The sequence below is a fragment of the Pseudonocardia humida genome (assembly GCF_023898865.1).
In the GTDB taxonomy this organism is placed as follows: Bacteria; Actinomycetota; Actinomycetes; order Mycobacteriales; family Pseudonocardiaceae; genus Pseudonocardia; species Pseudonocardia humida.
The window spans coordinates 22,411-42,670 of the sequence record NZ_JAGSOV010000021.1; the positions used below are offsets into that span (position 1 = coordinate 22,411).

Consider the following 20,260-nt stretch of genomic DNA (forward strand, 5'->3'; position numbering starts at 1 on the left):
CGTCACCCGATGAGCAGGCCGGCGAGGAAGTTGCCGATCACCGGCCCCTGCCCGGAGACCGCGATGCCCAGGGCGATGAGCCCGACGACGAGCCCGACGCTGCGCCGGGCCACGCCGGCGTTGTCACCACGACCGCCGATCCAGAGCAGGATGATGGCGATCCCGAGCAGGACGAGCGGGACGACGTTGTCCGTTATCCAACCCTGGATCCCCCCGGTGCTCAGGCCCTGCGCGTAGAGCGCAACGGCCCCGGGTCCCGTCATGACGGCTCCTCCTCAAGGGCGTCCAGCCCGAGGCGCGGCCAATGACCCGACCCTCGGGAGCTGGGCACCCGCCTGGTCGACTCGGCCCGATCCGGTTCCGAGTAGAACATGCTGACCAGTGGGAGCATAGACGGTCGGCAGGGTGGCCGCCCGCACGGCAGACAGCCTGCGGTAGTCCTCGTGCACAGTCCCGGCCGACGGGGTGAATCGATTCGCGCACAACCCGCTCGGGCGGCTCCACGAACTGGACCGATTGAGTGACCTACGCCGCTGCGCAGCGTGCGCTGTTACCTCTATGACAGGTTATCGTGCCCCGAGCGAGTCGAAGTTACCGGCAAGTAGGCCGGGGTACGCGCGAGCCGGACCCACCACCGGCTCGCCGCTCGAGGGGCGGCCACACCGCCCACCGGGCATCCGTGCACCGCCACCGGCGGCGCGAGCATTGGGAGGGGGACGCCCCGTGGTTGTGAGATTGGTCATCGGCCTGGCGCTGACCGTGATAGCGCTGGCCTTCGCCGGGCGCCGGGCGTTCCAGATCTACAAGTTGCTCAAGTCGGGGCAACCGGCCCACGACCGGTCCGACGACATGGGCCGCAGGCTGCGCACGCAGCTGACCGAGGTGTTCGGCCAGCGCAGGCTGCTGAAGTGGTCGGTGCCGGGCGCCGCGCACTTCTTCACGTTCTGGGCGTTCGTCATCCTGGCCACCGTCTACCTGGAGGCCTACGGGGCGCTGTTCGACCCGGACTTCCACATCCCGCTGGTCGGGCGGTGGCCGGTGCTCGGGTTCCTGCAGGACACCATCGCCATGCTCTGCCTGCTCTCGCTGGGCGTATTCGCCGTCATCCGGATCCGCAACGCCCCGGAGCACAAGGCCCGGGCCAGCCGGTTCTACGGCAGCCACACCGGGGGCGCCTGGTTGATCCTGTTCATGATCTTCAACGTGCTGTGGACGCTGTTCTTCTTCCGGGCCGCGTCCTCCGCGCTGGGCGTGTTCCCCTACGAGTCCGGGGCGTGGGCCTCGATCTCGCTCGGCACCCTCTTCGAGGGGATGTCCGAACCGGTCCTGGAGGTCGTGGAGAGCATCGGGCTGCTGCTGCACATCGGCGTGATGCTGGTCTTCCTGATCGTCATCGCCTACAGCAAGCACCTGCACATCGTCACCGCGCCGATCAACGTCTCGGCCAAGCGCTACCCGAAGGCCCTCGGTCCGCTGCCCGTCATGACCTCCGGCGGGAAGCCGATCGACTTCGAGGATCCCGGCGAGGACGACGTCTTCGGCCGCGGCAAGATCGAGGACTTCACCTGGAAGGGCATGCTCGACTTCGCGACCTGCACCGAGTGCGGTCGCTGCCAGAGCCAGTGCCCGGCCTGGAACACCGGCAAGCCGCTCTCGCCCAAGCTCGTGATCATGGACCTGCGTGACCACCTGATGGCGAAGGCCCCCTACATCCTCGGCGACAAGGACATGCCGGACGAAGGGGCGATCGACTTCTCCGCCGGGTTCTCCGACAACCGCGTGCACGGCGTGCCCGAGTCCGGGTTCGAGCGGGTGCACGGCTCCGGGCCCGAGCAGGCGGCCCGGCCGCTGGTCGGCACCCTGGAGCAGGGCGGCGTCATCGACCCCGACGTGCTGTGGTCGTGCACCACCTGCGGCGCGTGCGTGGAGCAGTGCCCGGTCGACATCGAGCACGTCGACCACATCGTCGACATGCGCCGCCACCAGGTGCTGATCGAGTCGGAGTTCCCCTCCGAGCTGGGCGTGCTGTTCAAGAACCTGGAGAACAAGGGCAACCCCTGGGGCCAGAACGCCCGCGACCGGATGGCCTGGACCAAGAACCTCGACTTCGAGGTCCCGGTGTTCGACGGTGAGCTCTCCGCCGAGACCGAGTACCTGTTCTGGATCGGCTGTGCTGGCGCCTTCGACGACAACGCCAAGAAGACGGTGCGGGCCACCGCCGAGCTGCTGCACCGGGCCGGCGTCGGCTACGTCGTGCTGGGGCCCGAGGAGACCTGCACCGGCGACCCGGCCCGCCGCTCGGGCAACGAGTTCCTGTTCCAGATGCTGGCGCAGCAGAACGTGGAGGTGCTCAACGCGGTCTTCGAAGGCCGCGAGCCGGGCACCCGCAAGATCGTCACCACCTGTCCGCACTGCCTGAACACGCTGGGTCGGGAGTACCCCCAGCTCGACGGGCAGTACGAGGTGGTGCACCACACGCAGCTGCTGAACAAGCTGGTCCGCGAGGGCAAGCTGGTCCCGGTGGCCACCCCCGACGGCGGGATCGACGTCACCTACCACGACCCCTGCTACCTGGGCCGGCACAACGAGATCTACGAGGAGCCCCGCGAGCTGGTGGGCGCGGCGGGCGTGAAGCTCACCGAGATGCCCCGCCACGCCGACCGGTCCTTCTGCTGCGGCGCGGGCGGCGCCCGCATGTGGATGGAGGAGAAGATCGGCAAGCGGGTGAACCTGGAGCGCGTGGACGAGGCGCTGGGCACCGGGGCGGAGAAGATCGCCACCGGCTGCCCGTTCTGCCGCGTCATGTTCTCCGACGGGCTCACCCAGCGCCAGAGCGAGGACCAGGGCGCCGGCGTCGAGATCCTGGACGTCTCGCAGATGCTGCTGGCCTCGGTCAAGCGGGGCGACGCCGCGGCGAACGGGTCCGCCGGCGCCGAGGTCGACGCCGAAGGGGCCGGTGCTCCGCACACGGCGGACACGACGCCTTCCAGCGGCACGCAGGCCAACGGGCCGGGCGACGAGTCGGCGGTCACGGCGGACGCCGATGGCGACGTCTCGGTCGGCGGTGGCGGGAGCACGGGCGGGGGCGAGCCGAAGGGCGCCAAGCCCGAGGGCAGCACCTCGCAGGACGAGCGCTCCGGCGGGGACTGAGCGGTCACCAGGGGCAGCTGCCGGTCGTGCGACCGGCAGCTGCCCCTTCGAGCATGCGTTCGCAGCGCGGTTGCGCAGCCCTACTCGGCTGGATCAGCAGGCGCGGAAGGCCGAGACCACGAACCTGCCGGGCGCGATCTCGGTGATGCTCAGCCTGCCCAGTTGAGGTCCGGGCGGTGCTCCGCTGCCCCACGTCATCGCGCAGGCGTCGACCTCAGCCCCGCTGCCGGCTGATCGGATCTTCGGGGCATCGGCGCGGTTGTAGCGGTTCCGGTCGGTCACCTGCGATGCGAGCTCGGCCACGGCGGCAGGGCAATCGGGTTGACCCACCGAGGCGGCGAAGGGAGCGAGAGCGCCGTCGCCCAGCAGGTTGTCGCAGATCGCTCCCGGGCTGTTGGCGGCGATCCGGCTCAAGATCGTCGGTAGCACCGCATCAACGTTCCGAGCGCCCTGGTTGGCCTTGCCGATCTGGTTCTCGATCGCCGCTTCCTGGGCCTGCACCTGCTGCTCCTGGACCCGCGTCACCGCGAACCCGATCCCGGAGGCCAGGCACATCACCGCGCCGACCGCGGCCAGCCGCCACCACGGCAGCTGGGCGAGCCCGGCCAGCAGCACGCCGATGCTGGCCGCCAGCGCCCAGTCCCACGGCCCGGTACTGAGCATCAGCCCCGCCACGACCACCAGGCCCGCGAGGTGCAGGTCCCAGTTGCGCAGGAGCTTGTCCAGCCGCAGCAGCCGCAGCAGGACCATCACCCCGACGCCGGCCAGCCAGGGGATCCACGACCAGCCCGAGAACGGCCAGAGCAGCAGGGCGGCGGCCGCGATGACGAGCCCGGCGGCGCCGCGGGGGGAGCGGGTGAACCGCTTCCAGCTGAACCGGGGGCCCGGGGCGGGCGCCGGGGGCGGGCCGCCCGACGGGTGCACGGGCGCCGGCGGCGGCCCGTCGGGGCGCACGGCCGGCGGTCGCGGCGGCGGATCGGCGGGTCGCGGTTCCATCGCGGCCCGAGGATAGTGCGCGGACGGGCGAGTGGGATCCGCCGTCGGTGGTGGCGGCTACAGCCACCCGTGGTCGCGGGCCATCCGGACGGCCTCGGACCGGCTGCCCGCGCCGAGCTTCTGCATCGCCGAGGACAGGTAGTTGCGCACGGTGCCGGGGGACAGGTGCACGCGGCGGGCGATGTCGGCGGCCGTCCCGGCGGCGTCCACGCTGCGCAGCACGTCGAGCTCGCGGTCGGTCAGCGGGCAGTCCTCCGCGGTCAGCGCGGTCATGGCCAGGTCGGGGTCGACGTAGCGGCCGCCGCCGTGGACCCGCCGGATGACGTCGGCCAGCACCGACGCCGAGGCGCTCTTGGTGATGAACGCGGCGGCCCCGGCGGCCAGCGCGCGGCGCAGCACGCCGGGCCGGGCGTGCCGGGTGAGGATCACGCACCGGGTCCCGGGCACGTTGGCCGCGACCCACTGGGCCACCTCGGCGCCGTCCATCCCGGGCATCTCCACGTCCAGCACGGCGATGTCGGGCCGGTGCGCGCGGACGGCCGCGACGGCCTCGTCGCCGGTGCCGGCCTCGGCGACCACCTCGATGTCGGGCTCCAGGCCGAGCAGCGCGCCGACCGCTCCCCTGGTCAGCGACTCGTCGTCGGCCAGGACCAGGCGGATGGGGGCCACAGGCGGCACGCTAGCCCACCCGGGTCGCTCGCACGTCGCCCCATGACAGGTGTCATGCCACGTGGGGCGGCGTGTCAGGTCGGTCGGTGATCGCCGGGCACTACTGGTCGCCGCCCGGGTGCGGGAGCCTCGGGGGCATGACGCGCGAGAGAGCAGACGGCAGGGTCGCCGGGGTGGTCCCGGCGCGCGGGCACACCACGGGGCGGATGCGCGCCGCGATCCGGCGCGGGCTGGTCGTCGCGCTCGTCGGGGTCGCGGCGCTGGCCGGCGCCGGCTGCGCGGCCCAGGCGGAGCCGGCCGCGCCGGCGACCGGGCCCGTGCCGCCCGAGCTGGTCGGCGACTGGAAGGGCCGGATCGAGGTGCCCGGCAGCCCGCTGGACATCGGCATCACGCTGACCACCGACGGCGGCACGTTCGACCTACCCGCCCAGGGCCTGGCGGACCTGCCGCTGGCCGACCTGCGGACCGGGGGCGGCACGTTCGCCGCGGCGCTGCCGGACGTGCCCGGCGGCGCCCGCTTCGACGGCACGGTCACCGGCGACACCATCAGCGGCGACTTCACCCAGGGCGGTCAGAAGCTGCCGTTCGCGCTGGAGCGCGGGACGCTGGCCCCGCCCGCCCGGCCGCAGGAGCCGCGGCCGCCGTTCCCGTACCGCAGCGAGGACGTGACCTACCCCGCCGACGGGTTCGACCTGGCCGGCACCCTGACGACGCCCGAGGGCCCGGGCCCGTTCACGGCGGTCGTGATGATCACGGGCAGCGGCCCGCAGGACCGCGACGAGGCGCTGGCCGGGCACAAGCCGTTCCTGGTGATCGCCGACTCGCTGACCCGGGCGGGCTACGCGGTGCTGCGGGTCGACGACCGCGGGGTGGGCGGCTCCGGCGGCGACTACGCCGCGGGCCGCTACGACGACATGGCCGCCGACGTGCTGGCCGGGGTCTCGTACCTGGCCGGGCGCCCGGAGATCGACCCGGCCCGGATCGGGCTGTTCGGCCACAGCGAGGGCGGCTACCTGGCCCCGCTGGCCGCCGAGCGCGCGGCGGGCGCCGTGGCGTTCGTGATCATGATGGCCGGACCCGCGGTGGACGGCGAGGCCATCCTGGCCCGCCAGAACGAGCTGCTGCTGGCCCAGGCCGGGGTGCCGCAGACCGAGATCGACGCGCAGGTGGCCTACGTCCGGCAGCTGGCGCAGCTGCTGCGCACGGGCGACGAGGAGGGCGCGCGCGAGCTGACCAGGACCAGGCTCACCGAGCAGCTGGCGTCGTTGCCGGAGGACCAGCGACCCCCGGCCGAGCAGGTCGACGCCCAGATCGAGGCCTCGTTCGTGGAGTACCGCAGGCTGGTGCCCTACGACCCGGCCCCGGCGCTGTCCGCGCTGTCGGTCCCCGTGCTCGCCTTCTACGGCGGCGCGGACGTGCAGGTGCCCGCCGACCAGAGCGAGCCGGTGCTCACCGAGCTGCTGGCCGACAACCCGGACGCCACGGTCCGCACGCTGCCCGGGCTCAACCACCTGATGCAGCCGTCGGCGACCGGCGCCCCCGCGGAGTACGCCACCATCGAGACGACGGTGGCCCCGGAGGTGCTGGACCTGGTCACCGGCTGGCTGCGCGAGCGCTTCTGACCCCGTCCTCGAACGTCAGGAAAGCCACCATCAGGACACCGGACGTCCTGATGGTGGCTTTCCTGACGTCGGGGGGCGGGTGGGCGGGGCGTCGGGAGGGAGGGAGGGAGGGTGGGTGGGTGGGAGGGTGGGTGGGAGGGTGGAGGGCGTCAGCGGGCGGCGGCGGGCAGCACCGCGTCGAGCCGGAAGGTGCCGTCCTCGGCGCGCCCGGCGTCGAGCCGGCCGGCGTGCTCGTCGAGGTAGCGGCCGAGGGCGACCAGGCCGGTGCCCGTGCCGTCGCCGTCCGGGGGGAGGCTGCCGTCGTTGGCGACGCGCAGCCGGGCCTCGCCGTCGACCACCTCGATCTCGATCGTGCAGTGGCTCGGCTGGGCGTGGCGCAGCACGTTGGTCATGGCCTCGCGCAGCACCCGGCCCAGCACGTTGCGGGCCTTGGGCCCGACGGTTGCCGGATCGCCCCGCACGATCAGCGCGATGCCCGCGGACTGCAGCACGGCGCGCGCCCCCTTCAGCTCGGTGACCAGGTCGGTCTCCCTGGTCTCGCGGACCATGGCGCGGACCTCGGTGAGCGACTGCCGGGCGACCCGCTGCACCTCCTCCATCTCGGTGCGGGCGCGGGCCGGGTCGACCTCCTGCAGGCGGCTGGCCAGCTCGCTCTTGAACGCCACCACCTCCAGGGCGTGGCCGAGGATGTCGTGCAGGTCGTCGGCCAGGCGCAGGCGCTCGCGGGCGGTGGCCAGCTCGGCGGCGGAACGGCGGGCGTCGTCCATGTCGGTGACGGCCTTGAGCCACCACAGCCGTTCGACGTCGACGGTCCAGATGGACAGGACGAAGAAGCCGGCCATGCCCGCCGAGTACCAGGGCCACCACCACACCGGGGCGGGGAACCCGGTGCTGATCACGTAGACCAGCACGAACACCACCGCGGTCGCGCTGAGCACCCACACGGCGCTCCAGCGCGCCCGCAGCCCGGCCACCACGTCGCCGAGCAGGACCCCGCTCACCACCGCCCACATCGCACCGATGGGCGAGGTCCCGACGCCGACCAGCACGACGGCCAGCCCGACGGCGCAGGCGATGAGGACGAACCAGAGCGGCGCCCGTCCGCCCAGCGACCGGATGTGCTCGCGGATCCGCCAGAGGTGCAGCCCGATCGCCGTGGCGTACAGCAGCAGCATCGGCCACTGCGTCGCCAGGTCGAGCCCTTCCATCCAGATGATCGTCGTGGGGACGGCCAGCAGGTAGAAGACCGTGATCGCCAGGCCGATGCGACCGAACCGCCGGGCCGCGCGCAGCTTGCGCTCCTCGGCCCCGGCCAGCGGCCCGGTCAGCGACGGGGTGTCCACGACCGAACGGTAGCCGACCCCGCGGCCGGTCACCGCGCGCCGATGACAGCTGTCATGGGTGGTCAGGACGCCGTGTCAGCCGGATCGGTGATCGCCGGGCACTACTGGGGCCTGCCGCGGGCGGGCAGGGTCGTCCCCATGACACAGACCACCGCACCGATGGCCGGGCCGGGGCTCGACCGTGCGGACGGCGACCTCGCCATCCGCGTGCGCGACCTGCGCGTGAGCTACGGCGACTTCGAGGCCGTGCGCGGCATCGACCTGCAGGTCCGCCGGGGCGAGATCTTCGCCCTGCTGGGGACGAACGGCGCGGGCAAGACCACCACGCTGGAGGTGCTGGAGGGCTTCGGCCGGCGCAGCGGCGGCGAGGTCTCGGTGCTCGGGCTCGACCCGGCGACCGACACCGCCGCGCTGCGCCCGCGGATGGGCGTGCAGCTGCAGGAGGGGGGCTTCGTCGAGGAGCTGACCGTGCTGGAGTCCCTGCAGCTGTGGCAGCGCATGGTCGACCGCCGCGACGAGCCGCAGCGGCTGCTGGAGCGCTTCGAGCTGACCACCCGCCGCGACGTGGCGGTCGGCAAGCTCTCCGGCGGCGAGAAGCGCCGGCTCGACCTGGCCATGGCGGTGTGGGGGTCGCCGGAGCTGGCCGTGCTGGACGAGCCGACCACCGGCCTGGACCCGGAGTCGCGCCGGCGCACCTGGGACGCGATCCAGGAGCTGCAGGAGGCCGGCCGCACCGTCGTGCTGACCACGCACTACCTGGAGGAGGCCGAGGCGCTGGCCGACCGCATCGCGATCATGCACGAGGGCCGGATCGCGGTGTCCGGCTCGCTGAGCGAGATCGTCGCCGCGCAGCCCGCCGGGTTCTCCGCGACGCTGCCCGGCCCGCTCGACCTGCCGCCGCTGCGCGGCCGCGCCGAGCACGACGGGGAGACGCTGCGGGTGCGCACCGACGACCTGCAGGGCGACCTGACGACGTTCCTGACCTGGGCGGCCGATCGAGGGGTTCGGCTGCCCGACCTGCGCGCGGCGCCCGCGTCGCTCGCCGACATCTACCACGGCATCCGGACGGAGCAGTAGTCATGACCAGCGCAACGACCACGCCGACGACCACGGGGACGAGCACCGGCAGCAAGGTGCTGGCACTGGCCATGAGCGAGACCCGGCTGATGCTGCGCAACCGGACGGTGGCGGTGTCGGCCCTGTTCATCCCGCTGGTGATGGGGGCGTTCTTCGCCTACAGCTTCACCAGCAACGGCGGGGAGGACCCGTCGCCGTTCGTGTTCGCGCTGGTAGTGGCCAGTCAGCTGGCCATCGTGGTGGGGATGACCGTCTACGTCACCACGACGATCACGGTCGTCGCGCGCCGCCACACCCGGGTGCTCAAGCGGATGCGCACCAGCGGCATCTCCGACACCGGCCTGCTGGCCGCGACGATCGCGCCCACGGTGGTGGTGGGGCTGCTGCAGCTGGTGCTGTTCGTGCCGTTCAACGCCTACATGGGCGTTCCGGTGCCCGCCGACCCGCTGGCGCTGGCGCTGGCCGCGCTCGGCGGTCTGGCGCTGAGCGTCACCGCGGCGCTGGCCACGACGGTGGTCACCGCGACGCCGGAGCGCGCGCAGATCACCACGCTGCCGCTGGTGTTCCTGATCCTCGGCGCCTCGATCGCGTTGGCGGTCATCCCGGCCGACGGCTGGTGGCAGCTCCTCGCCCTGGTGCCGGGGGCCGCGATCGGGGAGCTGGCCGGGTACGGGCTGCTCGGCGGGGCCTGGGGCGCCGGCGTCGCCGGGCTCCCGGCCGTGCTCCCGGCGCTGGTCGCGCTGGTCGTCTGGCCGGTGGTGTTCGGCGTGCTGGCCAAGCGGTCGTTCCGCTGGGACCCGCGCAACTGATCCTCAGCGCCGGGTGTCGGCCCGGTGGAAGTTCTGGTGCGCCCGCGAGGGCGTCGGCCCCCGCTGCCCCTGGTAGCGGGAGCCGACGCCCTCGCTGCCGTAGGGGCGCTCGGCCGGGCTGGACAGCCGGAACAGGCAAAGCTGGCCGATCTTCATCCCGGGCCACAGGGTGATCGGCAGGTTGGCCACGTTGGACAGCTCCAGCGTGATGTGGCCGGTGAAGCCGGGGTCGATGAACCCGGCCGTGGAGTGCGTCAGCAGGCCCAACCGGCCCAGGCTGGACTTGCCCTCCAGCCGGCCCGCGAGGTCGTCGGGCAGCGAGACCGACTCGAAGGTGGAGCCGAGCACGAACTCGCCGGGGTGCAGCACGAACGGCTCCTCGCCGTCGGTCTGCACGAGGGAGGTCAGCTCGTCCTGCTGCTCGGCCGGGTCGATGTGGGTGTAGCGGTGGTTCTGGAACACCCGGAAGAACCGGTCGAGGCGCACGTCGACGCTCGAGGGCTGCAGCATCACCGGGTCCCACGGGTCCAGGCCCAGGCGCCCGGACTCCAGCTCCTTGCGCAGGTCGCCGTCCGAGAGCAGCACGGGGGCCACCCTAGGCGGCGCCCCGCTCAGCCCTCGGAGGGGGCCGAGTCGTTCTCCTCCCGCGCGGCCGGCTCCGGCTCGGCGACCAGCTCGGGCGCCGGGTCGGGGGCGGGCAGCAGCGGGGAGGACGTCAGGCCGAACATCCAGGCCACCGCCTGCTCGACGCGGGCGGCCTCCAGCCCGTCGGACGGCTCGGTGATCGTGTTCGGGGTGGCCGCGAGCACCTGGCGGACCGTGGTCATCACGGCCGGGCTGAGGATGCTGCGGATCGAGTCGCCCGGTTCCTGCACGTGCGGGCCGTCGACCAGGACCGCGGGCGTGCCGAGGCCGGGGGCGTCGGTGACGAGCTCCTGGTCGTCGGAGACGAGCACGCAGCTGGCGGCGATGAGCCGGACCAGGTCGGCCAGGGGGAGGTCGCGCACGACGGTGGCGCGCGAGTTCTGCAGCAGCGGGTAGGCCGCGCCGTGCGCGGCGAGCGAGCCGTACAGCACGACCTCGATGTCGGGCTCGTTCTCCAGCAGGTCGGGCAGGCCGGCGAGCACGCCGAGGGAGTCGGCGCGGTCGAGGCCGACCAGGACCAGCCGGGGCAGCCCGGCGTGCACCCGCCGGACCAGGCGGGCGATGCGCAGGTCGGCGGCCTGCGGGTTGGCCGCCATCGTGTCGCCGACGGCGATCGCGTTGGGGCCCACGGTGGCCCCCGCCGTGCCCCGGGTGACCAGGAACAGCGACGCCAGCTGGCCGATGATGCGCCGGTTGGCCTCCTGCGGGAACGGGCAGAGCAGGTCGTCGGTCGCGGTGCCGGACTGCAGGTGCACGACCGGGATCTGGCGCCAGAAGGCGACCTGCGCGGCCATCGCGGCGGTCATCCCGCCGCCGTAGACCATGATCGCCGAGGGATCGAGGTCGACCATGAGCTCGTCGAGGCTGTTCATCAGCATGGCGCCGACCGCGGCCGGGTGCGGGCCGAGCATCGGGCCGGGCATCCGGGTGATCTCGGCCGGGACGCCGAGGGCCTCGTACGCCTCGTGCACGGCCATCGCGTCGGGTCCGGCCGCGACGGTGATGGCGCGGATGCGGTCGGCGTCCGCGAACGCGGTGGCCACCGGGGCCAGGCGGGCGACCTCCGGGCGGCTGCCGGCGATGAGGAGCACGTCGTGGTCGTGGTCCTGCACCGGGAGCGAACCCAGCTGTGGGTCGTACTCCGTCATACTCGGGTCCTATTCGGCCGGGGAGCGGGCCTTGCGGGTGCCGCCAGTGTGAACTGTAGGGCGACCCGGCGTCGAGGCCGTATCCCGATGCGCGGTCGGCCGAGCCGATTACCACCCTGTTGGACTAACCGGGGGAGCCCGAACAGTCACGCAGCGTCAGGTGCTAGGGTGGTGAGGCGCGTTGCGGATGTAGTTCAATGGTAGAACATCAGCTTCCCAAGCTGAATACGCGGGTTCGATTCCCGTCATCCGCTCAGCAGACGAAGGCCCAGGTCAGAGGGTGTCCACCCCGGACCTGGGCCTTCGTCGTCGACCCTCCTGAGCGCCTCCCGGCCGCCCCCACCGGACGGCCGTCGACACGGCTGCCTCGGGCGCCGGCGTGTCCAAGGTCATGGGTGCACATCCGGGACGCGAACGAACGGCCGAGGACCAGCCGGTCACGGCAGGTCGTTCGGCCGGTGGGCCGTTCGGGTATCCACGGACAGGGCTGCCGACGGACCGCGGGACGTCCGGGAGTTCGATCTCAGCGGGCCGAGCGGCAACTGGGTGCTGGACCTGTGGGTCGCCGCGGGCGGGTGGCTCAGCGTCGGCGGGGATGGCCCTGTACCAGTCCCTCACCGAGATGCTCGACCACCTGAGCCGGGCGAGCGCGGGGCGATGACCGATCGGCCCGGGCCACCCGTCCGGGGCCGGGATCGCTGTCGGTCGACCGCGGTACGTTCGCGCACGGCGGCGGAGCTGGTCGGCGGGTTCCGTCGCCACCGCTCATGCTCGCCGCCCCCGGAAGGGTTGCGATGCCCCCGCAGGACTCCCCGGTGCCCACCGAGTTCCCGCAGCGCCTCGGGCGGACCGCCCGCCGCGTGCTCGCCCTGAACGGGTACACCCGTTACGACCAGCTGACCGCGGTCACGCCCGGGCAGCTGTTGGCGATCCACGGCGTGGGGCCGAAGGCGATCCGGATCCTGGGCGAGGAGCTCGCCGAGCGGGGCCTGTCGTTCGCCGGATGACGCCCGGAGCCGCCGTCAGGCGCGCGGGCGCCAGGCCGGGTCGCGGCCGCTGAGCCCGACCAGCCGGTCGATGTCCGGCGCGTCGGGCGGTACCGCGACGACCGGGCCGAACAGCTCCGCGGAGCGCGGCACGCCGGCCAGGAACTCCGCGCACGCCCGCACCGACGCCCCGTCGGCCGGGTAGGGCTGCCCGGTGGCCACCGCCAGCTCCCAGCCGTGCACCACGATCTCGTCCAGCGCGAACATGCCCGCCGCCGCCGCGTCCAGGGGCACCCCGCCCGCCTGCGTGGAGCCCTCCCACGCGGTGGGGGCGCGCCACGCCTCGGCCAGCTCGGCCAGCCGGGCCGGGATCCGCTCGCGCCAGCCGTGGGCCGGGCCCGCGGCGCCGTCCGGGGGTGGCTCGACGGCGGGCGCCCGCGCGGTCTTGCGGGCGGTGGCGACCAGCCCCACCGCGAGCCCCTCGACGTGCACCACGAGGTCGCCCACGGTGCAGCCGGGGGACGGCGTGGGCCCGGCGAGCTGCTCGTCGGTGATCGCGCTGATGACCGCGCCGGTCACCCGGGCGGCGGGGGCGAGGTCGGGTCCCACGGGGGTTCCTCCTGCTGTGGTCGGGTCTTACCGGGTAGGACCGGCGCCGGGCCCGGCGCTCATCGCTCGGGCGGGTGCTGTCGGTCCCCCGGCCTACCGTCGCGCCATGTCCGCCGCGCCGCGCCCGTACGTCACCGCCCACACCGCCGTCTCCCTCGACGGCGCCAGCACCGGCTTCGAGCCCGACCAGGCCCGCTTCTACGAGCTGGCCGCCACCTTCGGCGAGGACGTGACGCTGGCCGGCGCCGACACGATCCTGGCCCAGGAGCCTGCCCTGGCCGGCGCCCCGCGGCCCGGGCCGGCGCGCGACGGGCCGCTGCTGGCCGTCGTGGACGGCCGGGGCCGGGTGCGGGAGTGGCGGGCGCTGCGCGAGGTGGGGCACTGGTCCGACGTGCTCGCCCTGCACGCCGCCGGGACGCCGCCGCGGGCGCCCGACCGGGCCGTCGACGAGCTCGTCACCGGGCGGGAGCGGGTCGACCTGGCCGCCGCGCTGGCCGAGCTGGGCCGGCGCGGCGCCCGCCGGGTGCGGGTCGACAGCGGCGGCGCGCTGACCGGCGCGCTGCTGCGGGCCGGCCTGGTCGACGAGATCAGCCTGCTGGTGCACCCCGTGTGGTCCGGCGACCGGGGCGCGCGCCGCTGGTACGGCGAGGCCGGCGGCCCGCCGGGCGGGCTCACGCTGGTGGCCAACCGCAGCGTGGGCGACTCGCTGGTCTGGCTGTACTACCGCACGGGTTCCTGAGCCGGGTCGGGGGCGTCCGGGGTCGCACGGGCGGCCGCGATCACCCGGGTGAGGGCGCCGTGCAGCTCCTCCAGCTCGCCGACCTCCACGCCGAGCCGGGCGACGATCGCCGGCGGCACCTTCTCGGCCTCCGCGCGCAGCGCGCGCCCCGCCGCGGTGAGGGTGACCGCGAGGCTGCGCTCGTCGGCGCGGTCGCGGCCCCTGGTCAGCAGTCCGGCCGCCTCCAGCCGCTTGAGCAGCGGGGAGAGGGTGCCGGGGTCGAGTGCGAGCGCGCCGCTGAGGTCCTTGACCGATCGCGGCGAGCGCTCCCACAGCGCCAGCATCACCAGGTACTGCGGGTGGGTCAGGCCCATCGGCTCCAGCACCGGCCGGTAGAGCGCCACCACGGTGCGCGCGGCCACCGACAGGGCGAAGCACACCTGCCGGTCGAGCTGCAGCGGGTCGGCTGCGTCACGGGGAGTTCCGTCGGGCACGACGTCGAGCGTACCCTTGGTGCAGTGACAGTTGGTGCACCAAGCATTGGGGTACACATGGAAGCGCGCGCCCGCCGTCGCCCGGGACCGGTGCGCTGGCTGCTCTACGCCTTCGGGCGCGGCCTGCCCGCCGAGCACCGCGAGTGGGTGCTGCACGACCTGACCACCCGCACCTGGCCCGCCCGCCAGCTGGTGCGCTCCGTCGTGCAGGTGCTGCCGTTCGCGCTGGTGCTGGCCGCGGTGCTGCCCGGTGAGCTGTGGGTGCGCGTGATCGCGGTGATCGGCGGGGCCCTGGTCGGGATGATCTACGCCGTGGCCTACCTCTACGAGACCACCGAGCACCGCGCCATCAAGGCCGGCTACCCCCGCGGCACGCTCCAGCACATCCGCGACGCCGCGCACGCCGAGGAGCGCGCCCGGGCCCAGGCCCGGTACAACGAGCGCTACCGGCGCGAGCAGTTGCCGCCCGGCACCGAGTAGCGCCGGTCACGGACGGCGCCCGAGGTAGGCCAGCAGGGCCGGACCGGCGGAGGCGTCCGCGGGCGCGGCGAGCTCCGGGCCGTACATGCCGGGGCCGCGCAGCACCGCCGCGAACCGCCGCGCGATCGCCAGGCAGCCCGCGGCGAGCTCCTCGTCCACGGCGTCGTCGGCGCCGACGGCCCGGGCCAGGTCCCAGCGGTGCACCAGCGGCTCGACGACGCTCATGTCCGCCAGCTCGACACCACTGACCTCCCCGAGCGGCGTGGCGTGGCGCCGCCCGGCGACCGAGGGGTCGTCGAGCGCCGCGAGGACCCGCGCCTCGACGTCGAGCCACCGCTCCCGCGGACCCGACGGACCGTCCCGGCCCGGATCCGCACCGAGCAGCGACAGCAGCGTCCGCTGAGCGCCCGCCACGTGCTCGACGACGTCGGCGGCCGACCAGCCCGGGCAGGGCGACGGGCGCGCCCACCCGTCCGCGGGCACGGCCCGCACCAGCTCGCCGAAGGACCGCAGCGCCCTGCGGTAGCGATCCACCCCGTCCATCCGGCCTCCCTCCTCCGGCGACCGACGGTAGGGCCCGCGCACCACCGCCGCGGACCCGTTCGCGGACCGCGAGATGTCCGCCGTCGGCGAACGCGGGGGTACCGACGGCGCGGCTCCGCCTGCGGGTCCCGGGGGCGACCGGCCGGCGGCGCTGTCGGTCCGACGTGGTGGACTGCGCCCATGAGCACCGCACCGACCAACGGGATCGCCGGGCTGGCCGCCGTCGCCGTCGACTGCTCCGACCCACCCGCGCTCGCCGCCTTCTGGCAGCGCCTGCTCGGCGGCCTCGCGGAGGACGACGCCCACGGCGACACGATGCTCACCGGCGGTCTGGTCGACGTCATCTTCATGCGGGTGCTCGAGCCGAAGACCGGCAAGAACCGCCTGCACCTCGACCTGCGCGCCGCCGACGCGGACGCCGCCGTGGCGTTCGCGATCGAGGCCGGGGCGACGAAGGCGGACGACGTCTACAAGGGGCCGCGCTGGCAGGTCATGCGCGACCCGGAGGGCAACGAGTTCTGCATCCTGCCGCCCCGGTCCTGACCGCTCACCCGGCCGCGAACACCTCGACCTCCAGCGGCCACCGGGGCGCCGCCGGTCTCCGGTCGCGCCTGGTCGGCGGCCGGCGGCCACCGGTCCGCTAGTGTCCGCGCCGTGAAGCCTGCCGGGGACGAGCGCACTTCGGACGGCGGCGATGTCGCGGCGCGGCAGCCGCCCGTCGAGCAGCTGATGACCGTGCGGTCGGTCGACCGGGACGCGTCGGTGCTGCTGGTCGTCGAGGGGGCGGTGGACGGGCTGACCGCGCCCCGGCTGCGGACCGCGGTCGCCGACGCGTTCGACCGGCTGGACGGGCGGGCGCTGGTGCTCGACCTGTCCTCGGTCACCTTCCTGGGCTCTCCGGGGCTGCGCACGCTGTTCGACTCCGCCTCGGAGGCCGTGGGCCACCGGGGGCACCGGCCGTTGCGCGTCGTGGTGGACCACTCGCGGCCGGTGATCCGCCCGATCGAGATCGTCGGGCTGGACAACGTCCTGGCCCTCTACCACGACGTGGACGAGGCGCTGCGCGGCGACGAGCCGACGGTGTAGCACACAGAGCCTGCGTTCGCGTCCTCGAGCCGGAAGGTCCACACTCGCGCCGTGCCCCCGCCATCCGACCAGGAGGAGCACCGGGTCCGCAGGACCCGGCCCGCCGCCGACGACGCGACCGTCGGCGCGGAGCTCGACATCGAGCTCAGCGCCGGGTGGGCCGCGCCGTCGATCGCCCGCGAGCGGGTCGAGGCGTGGCTGCGGGCGCACCGCTGGCCGCCCGCGCAGATCGACGAGCTGGTGCTGGCGGTCAGCGAGGCGGTCAGCAACAGCGTCGAGCACGGCTACCGGGTCCCACCCGAGACCGTGGAGCCGCGGGAGACGGTGGACCTGCGCATCCGGCTGACCGTCGCCGACGACGGCTACCGCCAGGTGGAGTTCGTGGTGTCCGACCGGGGGCGCTGGCAGGAGCCGGACACGGCGGCGTCCACGCGCGGGCACGGCATGCTGATCATGCGCAGCTGCACCGACGAGCTGGTCGTCGAGGGCACGCCGAACGGCACCACCGTGGTGCTGCGCAGCCGGCCCATCCCTCCGCGCTGAGGCCGGGTCAACCGCGCTCCGCGTCGAGCTGCTTGCGCAGGGCGGCGGGCGCCTTCTCCCACCAGGCGTCCCGCAGCATCTCGGTGAGCCGGTCGCGGTCGATGCGGTCGAGGTCGACCAGGACGGCGCCGTACCCGTCGTAGTGCGGGGTGGTGGTGAACGCCGGGTCGCCGGAGGCCAGCAGGGCCTCCTTCTCGTCGAGCCGACACATCAGCACCAGCAGGCCCTCGGCCTCGGTGCGCAGCCGGGCGAAGCCCTTGTCGCGGACCTTGAGCGCCGGTGTCCGGTACCAGGTCGACTCGCTGACCCCGGGCAGGGCGCCGGCGATCTCGACCACGTCATCCCACGTCGGCATGGGGCACATCCTGCTCGGCGGAGCCGCCGCGCGTCGTGGACGGAACGGAACCGCACCCGACCGGGCTCAGCCGAGGAACTCCGCGATCGTCGCGGTGGCGGCCGCCAGGTCGGCGCCCTCGGTCCAGCGCGGCACCAACCGCGCCCCCGGGACCCGCTCGGCCAACAGCCGCGAGGCGCTCGACGGGTGGTGGGGGTCGTCGCCCATCAGCACGAGCAGGGGTGTGGTGATGGCGGACAGCTCGGCGTCGGGGACCGTGAACAGCGTCGGCTCGACCCCGAACAGACCCTCCCGGAACGCCGCCCACTCGGCGGGCCCCGCCTCCGGGTGCGCGCCGACCCGGTCGACGGCCCAGCCGTCGAACAGCTCGTAGAACAGGGCCCGGTTGTCGTCGAGGCCGATGGGCTGCAGGGCCACCGCGCGCTCGACCCGGTCCGGCGCCGAGCGGATCAGGTTGAGCAGGAAGGGGCCGCCGATGCACATGCCGACCACGTGGAACCGGTCGACGCCGAGGTGGTCGAGCAGGGCCAGCTGGTCGGCGGCGTAGGTGGCCCAGCCCTCGTCGCCGGTGACCGGGGCCGTGGAGCCGCCCGCGTGCCGCTGGTCCATCACGATCACCCGGTGGGTCCCGGCGAGCGCGGCCACCGGGTTCCACGGCACCTTCTCCCAGGCCTGGGCCCGGGACTTCATGCCGCCGGGGGCCAGTGCCAGCACCGGGAAGCCGGAACCGTGCACGGCGTAGCGGATGCGCGCGCCGTCGCGCTCGAACGTCTGCATGGGCGGAGTCGACCACGGCGGCGTGCCGCCGGGGGACTCACTTCACCCTGGGCGGACGCAACGGGGGGTGCCGGGCGATGAGCACCGAGCCCGCCACCGCCGCGGCCAGCCCCAGCGTCATCACCCACCACCAGCCGGGGCGCACCGCGTCGCCCAGCAGGAAGATGCCGACCAGGCCGGGCACCAGCACCTGGGCCACGGTGAAGACCGCGGTCACCGCGCCGACGTCGCCGCGGGCCAGCGCGGCCGTGTAGCCGATCATCCCGACCACCCAGAAGCCGGCGACCAGGTACGTGGACGGCTGGGTGAGCAGCAGGAGCGGGTCGGGCGACTCGCCGGTCTGCACGTGGGCGGCGCGCACGGACAGCGCGATCCCGCCGAAGCCGATCCCGGCCACCGCGGCCAGCGGCCAGGCCCGCCTGCTCTGGCGCAGCACCAGCACGCCGACCGCGAGCAGCAGCCAGGCCACCAGCAGCACGACGTCGACGCCCTGCTGGCGGGCGGGGGGCTGCTCGGGGCCCGCGCTCGCGGCCACCAGCACCAGCCCCAGCAGGCAACCGACCACGGCCAGCCGCATCACGGTCGGCATCCGGGCCCCGGCCAGCCAGGCCCCGACCACCGCCGTCAGCGCGATGGCGCCGCCGACGACCGCCTGCACGGCGAAGACGGGCAGCACGCGCAGCGCCCCGGCGGCGCAGAGCCAGGCCAGGAAGTCCAGCGCGAGGCCCGCGAGGTAGCGGGGCTGCACGGCGACCGGTCGCCGCTTGGTGGCGCGACGGGTGCCCTCGGCCTGCAGCAGTGCGCCGCCGCTGTAGAACACCATCGCGACGATCGCCAGGAGGATTCCGACGACCACGGTCCCAGCATGCCGTCCGCGCCGGTCACGCCGCCGATCGGGGCTGCTCCCGCCCGGCGTGTCGCGACGCGGGTCACTCCGCCGGGCACCCCCGGCGGCGGATCAGTGCCCGCCGACGCCCCGGTCGGCGCGCGCGCCGGGAGCCTCGAAGAAGCCGCTCATCAGGCCGCCGGGCAGGGTGGCATCCGGGTCCCAGCGGGACGCGCGCTGCTCGGCCAGCCTGCGCCGCGGGATCTCCGATGCCCGCACCACCACGAGGACGAGCAGGGTCGCCATGATGATCGGGGCGCCGACGAGCAGCGCCACGGCGTCGAACGCCAGGTAACCGACCGCCAGTGCGGCGACCTCCATGGCGATGATCGCCGCTCCCAAGCGCCTCACGTGCTGTCCTTCCGTTCCACATCCGGCCGGGTCGATCCGTCCCGCGTCGGGACACCCGGGTCGAGCATCGTCCATCCGGCACCGTGTGGTGCGGTGCTCGCCGCAGCCGATGCCGGAACGTTAGGTTGGCTAAGTTGTGGTCGAGCCGGCGCCCGTCCCGGAGCCACCGGGGCCGCCGGCGTCCTGGGCCTCATCGGTCTCGGTGCCCGTTCCCGCACCGGGGTCGGTGCCGTCGCCCGTGCCGGTACCCGCGCCGGTGTCGGTCCCGCCACCGGTGTCCGTCCCGCCGCCGGTGGCGTCGCCGCCGCCGCCCTCCGAGCCGCCGGGCTCGGTGGTCTCCGGCTCGGTGGTCGTCGTGTCGGGCTCGGTCGTGGGGTCGGGCTCGGTCGTCGGCGGCGCGGTCGTCGGCGGGGTCTCGCCGCCGGTGCCCCCACCGGGCGTCCCGGTGGGCCTGCCGCCGTCGTCGTCCTCGTCGCCCGCGCCGGGGTCGGGCTCGGGAGCGGGGTCGTCGGGGACCACGGCCGGCTGCTCCGGCGGAGCCTGCTCCTCGGTGGTCGTCACCGACGAGCCGGGGACGATGGGGGTCTCGGTCCCCCTCGCACCCGATGTCGCGTAGAGCACCCCGCCGACCAGCGCCGCCGCCGCGACCACGCCGGCGATGCCGAGGTACAGCCCCGCCGGGCGGCGCCGCTCGGCCGGTCGGTCGTCGTAGTCCCACTCCGGCTCCGACCGCGACGGCGGCGCCACCGGGGGCATGGGGGCGGGCGCGCGGCGCTGCGGTCGCTGCGAGCCACCGGGGATGACCGAGGTCGCCCCGTCGCGCGGCGGACCGGACGGGCCCCGCGGCGGGCCGGGGGGCGGCGGCGGACCACCGGCGCGGGCGGCGGCGGGCTGGGTACCCCCCGGCCCGACCGGCCGGTTCGGCGGCGGGCCGGACGGGACGCGGCCCCCCGGCGGGGTGTGCGGGCCGGGG

23 protein-coding genes, 1 tRNA gene and 1 pseudogene are annotated in these 20,260 nt (G+C 74.5%); 11 read left to right on the plus strand and 14 right to left on the minus strand.

All coding sequences use genetic code 11. The features are described from left to right. Positions 1–2 precede the first annotated feature (2 nt). Positions 3–263, minus strand: a complete 261-nt coding sequence (locus KDL28_RS10165) for a hypothetical protein (RefSeq protein ID WP_252437187.1) — start codon at positions 261–263, stop codon at positions 3–5. Positions 264–723: 460 nt separating this feature from the next. On the opposite strand from KDL28_RS10165, the gene KDL28_RS10170 reads away from it, so the two are divergent. After that, on the plus strand, positions 724–3,150 hold the full coding sequence (locus KDL28_RS10170) for a (Fe-S)-binding protein (RefSeq protein ID WP_252437188.1): 2,427 nt from the start codon (positions 724–726) through the stop codon (positions 3,148–3,150). A 93-nt stretch (positions 3,151–3,243) separates the two neighbouring features. On the opposite strand, the gene KDL28_RS10175 is transcribed toward KDL28_RS10170, so the two are convergent. Beyond that, on the minus strand, positions 3,244–4,146 hold the full coding sequence (locus KDL28_RS10175) for a hypothetical protein (protein ID WP_252437189.1): 903 nt from the start codon (positions 4,144–4,146) through the stop codon (positions 3,244–3,246). A gap of 57 nt (positions 4,147–4,203) precedes the next feature. After that, a complete protein-coding gene (locus KDL28_RS10180; protein WP_252437190.1) occupies positions 4,204–4,815 on the minus strand; it encodes a response regulator transcription factor in 612 nt (203 codons plus the stop codon). A 137-nt stretch (positions 4,816–4,952) separates the two neighbouring features. Here KDL28_RS10180 and KDL28_RS10185 point away from each other — a divergent pair, with 137 nt between their 5' ends. Beyond that, positions 4,953–6,437: an alpha/beta hydrolase family protein gene (locus KDL28_RS10185; protein ID WP_252437191.1), complete on the plus strand. Its 1,485-nt coding sequence runs from the start codon at positions 4,953–4,955 to the stop codon at positions 6,435–6,437. Between the two features lie 149 nt (positions 6,438–6,586). On the opposite strand, the gene KDL28_RS41440 is transcribed toward KDL28_RS10185, so the two are convergent. Beyond that, positions 6,587–7,780: a sensor histidine kinase gene (locus KDL28_RS41440; protein WP_252437194.1), complete on the minus strand. Its 1,194-nt coding sequence runs from the start codon at positions 7,778–7,780 to the stop codon at positions 6,587–6,589. A 138-nt stretch (positions 7,781–7,918) separates the two neighbouring features. Here KDL28_RS41440 and KDL28_RS10195 point away from each other — a divergent pair, with 138 nt between their 5' ends. Continuing rightward, positions 7,919–8,857 carry an ABC transporter ATP-binding protein gene (locus KDL28_RS10195; protein WP_252437195.1) on the plus strand — a complete coding sequence of 313 codons (939 nt, stop codon included), beginning with the start codon at positions 7,919–7,921 and terminating at the stop codon, positions 8,855–8,857. Positions 8,858–8,859: 2 nt separating this feature from the next. After that, positions 8,860–9,666 carry an ABC transporter permease gene (locus tag KDL28_RS10200; protein WP_252437196.1) on the plus strand — a complete coding sequence of 269 codons (807 nt, stop codon included), beginning with the start codon at positions 8,860–8,862 and terminating at the stop codon, positions 9,664–9,666. Between the two features lie 3 nt (positions 9,667–9,669). On the opposite strand, the gene dcd is transcribed toward KDL28_RS10200, so the two are convergent. Continuing rightward, a complete protein-coding gene (dcd, locus tag KDL28_RS10205) occupies positions 9,670–10,251 on the minus strand; it encodes a dCTP deaminase (RefSeq protein ID WP_252437197.1) in 582 nt (193 codons plus the stop codon). 26 nt (positions 10,252–10,277) lie between these two features. Further along, entirely contained in the window at positions 10,278–11,459 is a 1,182-nt protein-coding gene (locus tag KDL28_RS10210; protein ID WP_252437199.1) for a UDP-N-acetylglucosamine 2-epimerase, read from the minus strand. A gap of 183 nt (positions 11,460–11,642) precedes the next feature. On the opposite strand from KDL28_RS10210, the gene KDL28_RS10215 reads away from it, so the two are divergent. Continuing rightward, a tRNA-Gly gene (locus tag KDL28_RS10215) sits at positions 11,643–11,713 on the plus strand. 540 nt (positions 11,714–12,253) lie between these two features. Further along, positions 12,254–12,466, plus strand: coding sequence for a helix-hairpin-helix domain-containing protein (locus tag KDL28_RS10220; RefSeq protein ID WP_252437200.1), 213 nt, complete (start codon positions 12,254–12,256; stop codon positions 12,464–12,466). 15 nt (positions 12,467–12,481) lie between these two features. On the opposite strand, the gene KDL28_RS10225 is transcribed toward KDL28_RS10220, so the two are convergent. After that, on the minus strand, positions 12,482–13,054 hold the full coding sequence (locus KDL28_RS10225) for a TIGR03086 family metal-binding protein (RefSeq protein WP_252437202.1): 573 nt from the start codon (positions 13,052–13,054) through the stop codon (positions 12,482–12,484). A gap of 106 nt (positions 13,055–13,160) precedes the next feature. Between KDL28_RS10225 and KDL28_RS10230 the strand changes: the two genes are divergently transcribed. Then, a complete protein-coding gene (locus tag KDL28_RS10230) occupies positions 13,161–13,793 on the plus strand; it encodes a RibD family protein (RefSeq protein WP_252437205.1) in 633 nt (210 codons plus the stop codon). Here the strand turns inward: KDL28_RS10230 and KDL28_RS10235 are convergent. Continuing rightward, the gene (locus KDL28_RS10235; protein ID WP_252437206.1) at positions 13,775–14,266 is read right to left on the minus strand and encodes a MarR family winged helix-turn-helix transcriptional regulator; all 492 of its coding nucleotides are present in this window, start codon (positions 14,264–14,266) and stop codon (positions 13,775–13,777) included. The two genes, KDL28_RS10230 and KDL28_RS10235, sit on opposite strands and share 19 nt — an antisense overlap. Before the next feature lie 57 nt (positions 14,267–14,323). Here KDL28_RS10235 and KDL28_RS10240 point away from each other — a divergent pair, with 57 nt between their 5' ends. Then, a complete protein-coding gene (locus tag KDL28_RS10240) occupies positions 14,324–14,746 on the plus strand; it encodes a DUF5313 family protein (protein ID WP_252437207.1) in 423 nt (140 codons plus the stop codon). Positions 14,747–14,752: 6 nt separating this feature from the next. Here KDL28_RS10240 and KDL28_RS10245 read toward each other — a convergent pair whose 3' ends face one another. Next, complete coding sequence (locus KDL28_RS10245) at positions 14,753–15,289, minus strand: TIGR03086 family metal-binding protein (protein ID WP_252437208.1); 537 nt, start codon at positions 15,287–15,289, stop codon at positions 14,753–14,755. A gap of 180 nt (positions 15,290–15,469) precedes the next feature. Here KDL28_RS10245 and KDL28_RS10250 point away from each other — a divergent pair, with 180 nt between their 5' ends. From KDL28_RS10250 to KDL28_RS10260, 3 genes are all read left to right on the plus strand, one after another. Next, complete coding sequence (locus tag KDL28_RS10250; RefSeq protein WP_252437209.1) at positions 15,470–15,832, plus strand: VOC family protein; 363 nt, start codon at positions 15,470–15,472, stop codon at positions 15,830–15,832. 111 nt (positions 15,833–15,943) lie between these two features. After that, positions 15,944–16,375, plus strand: a complete 432-nt coding sequence (locus tag KDL28_RS10255) for an anti-sigma factor antagonist (RefSeq protein WP_252437211.1) — start codon at positions 15,944–15,946, stop codon at positions 16,373–16,375. Positions 16,376–16,426: 51 nt separating this feature from the next. Next, complete coding sequence (locus KDL28_RS10260) at positions 16,427–16,918, plus strand: ATP-binding protein (protein WP_252437213.1); 492 nt, start codon at positions 16,427–16,429, stop codon at positions 16,916–16,918. 7 nt (positions 16,919–16,925) lie between these two features. Here KDL28_RS10260 and KDL28_RS10265 read toward each other — a convergent pair whose 3' ends face one another. The 5 genes and pseudogenes from KDL28_RS10265 to KDL28_RS10285 all read right to left on the minus strand — a co-directional run. Further along, positions 16,926–17,273: an MmcQ/YjbR family DNA-binding protein gene (locus KDL28_RS10265; RefSeq protein ID WP_252437214.1), complete on the minus strand. Its 348-nt coding sequence runs from the start codon at positions 17,271–17,273 to the stop codon at positions 16,926–16,928. Positions 17,274–17,339: 66 nt separating this feature from the next. Beyond that, positions 17,340–18,050: an alpha/beta fold hydrolase gene (locus KDL28_RS10270; protein WP_252437216.1), complete on the minus strand. Its 711-nt coding sequence runs from the start codon at positions 18,048–18,050 to the stop codon at positions 17,340–17,342. A 37-nt stretch (positions 18,051–18,087) separates the two neighbouring features. Next, positions 18,088–18,906 carry a hypothetical protein gene (locus tag KDL28_RS10275; RefSeq protein WP_252437218.1) on the minus strand — a complete coding sequence of 273 codons (819 nt, stop codon included), beginning with the start codon at positions 18,904–18,906 and terminating at the stop codon, positions 18,088–18,090. Positions 18,907–19,008: 102 nt separating this feature from the next. Further along, on the minus strand, positions 19,009–19,287 hold the full coding sequence (locus KDL28_RS10280) for a hypothetical protein (protein ID WP_252437219.1): 279 nt from the start codon (positions 19,285–19,287) through the stop codon (positions 19,009–19,011). 129 nt (positions 19,288–19,416) lie between these two features. Then, a pseudogene (locus KDL28_RS10285) lies at positions 19,417–20,260 on the minus strand (hypothetical protein); the annotation flags it as partial.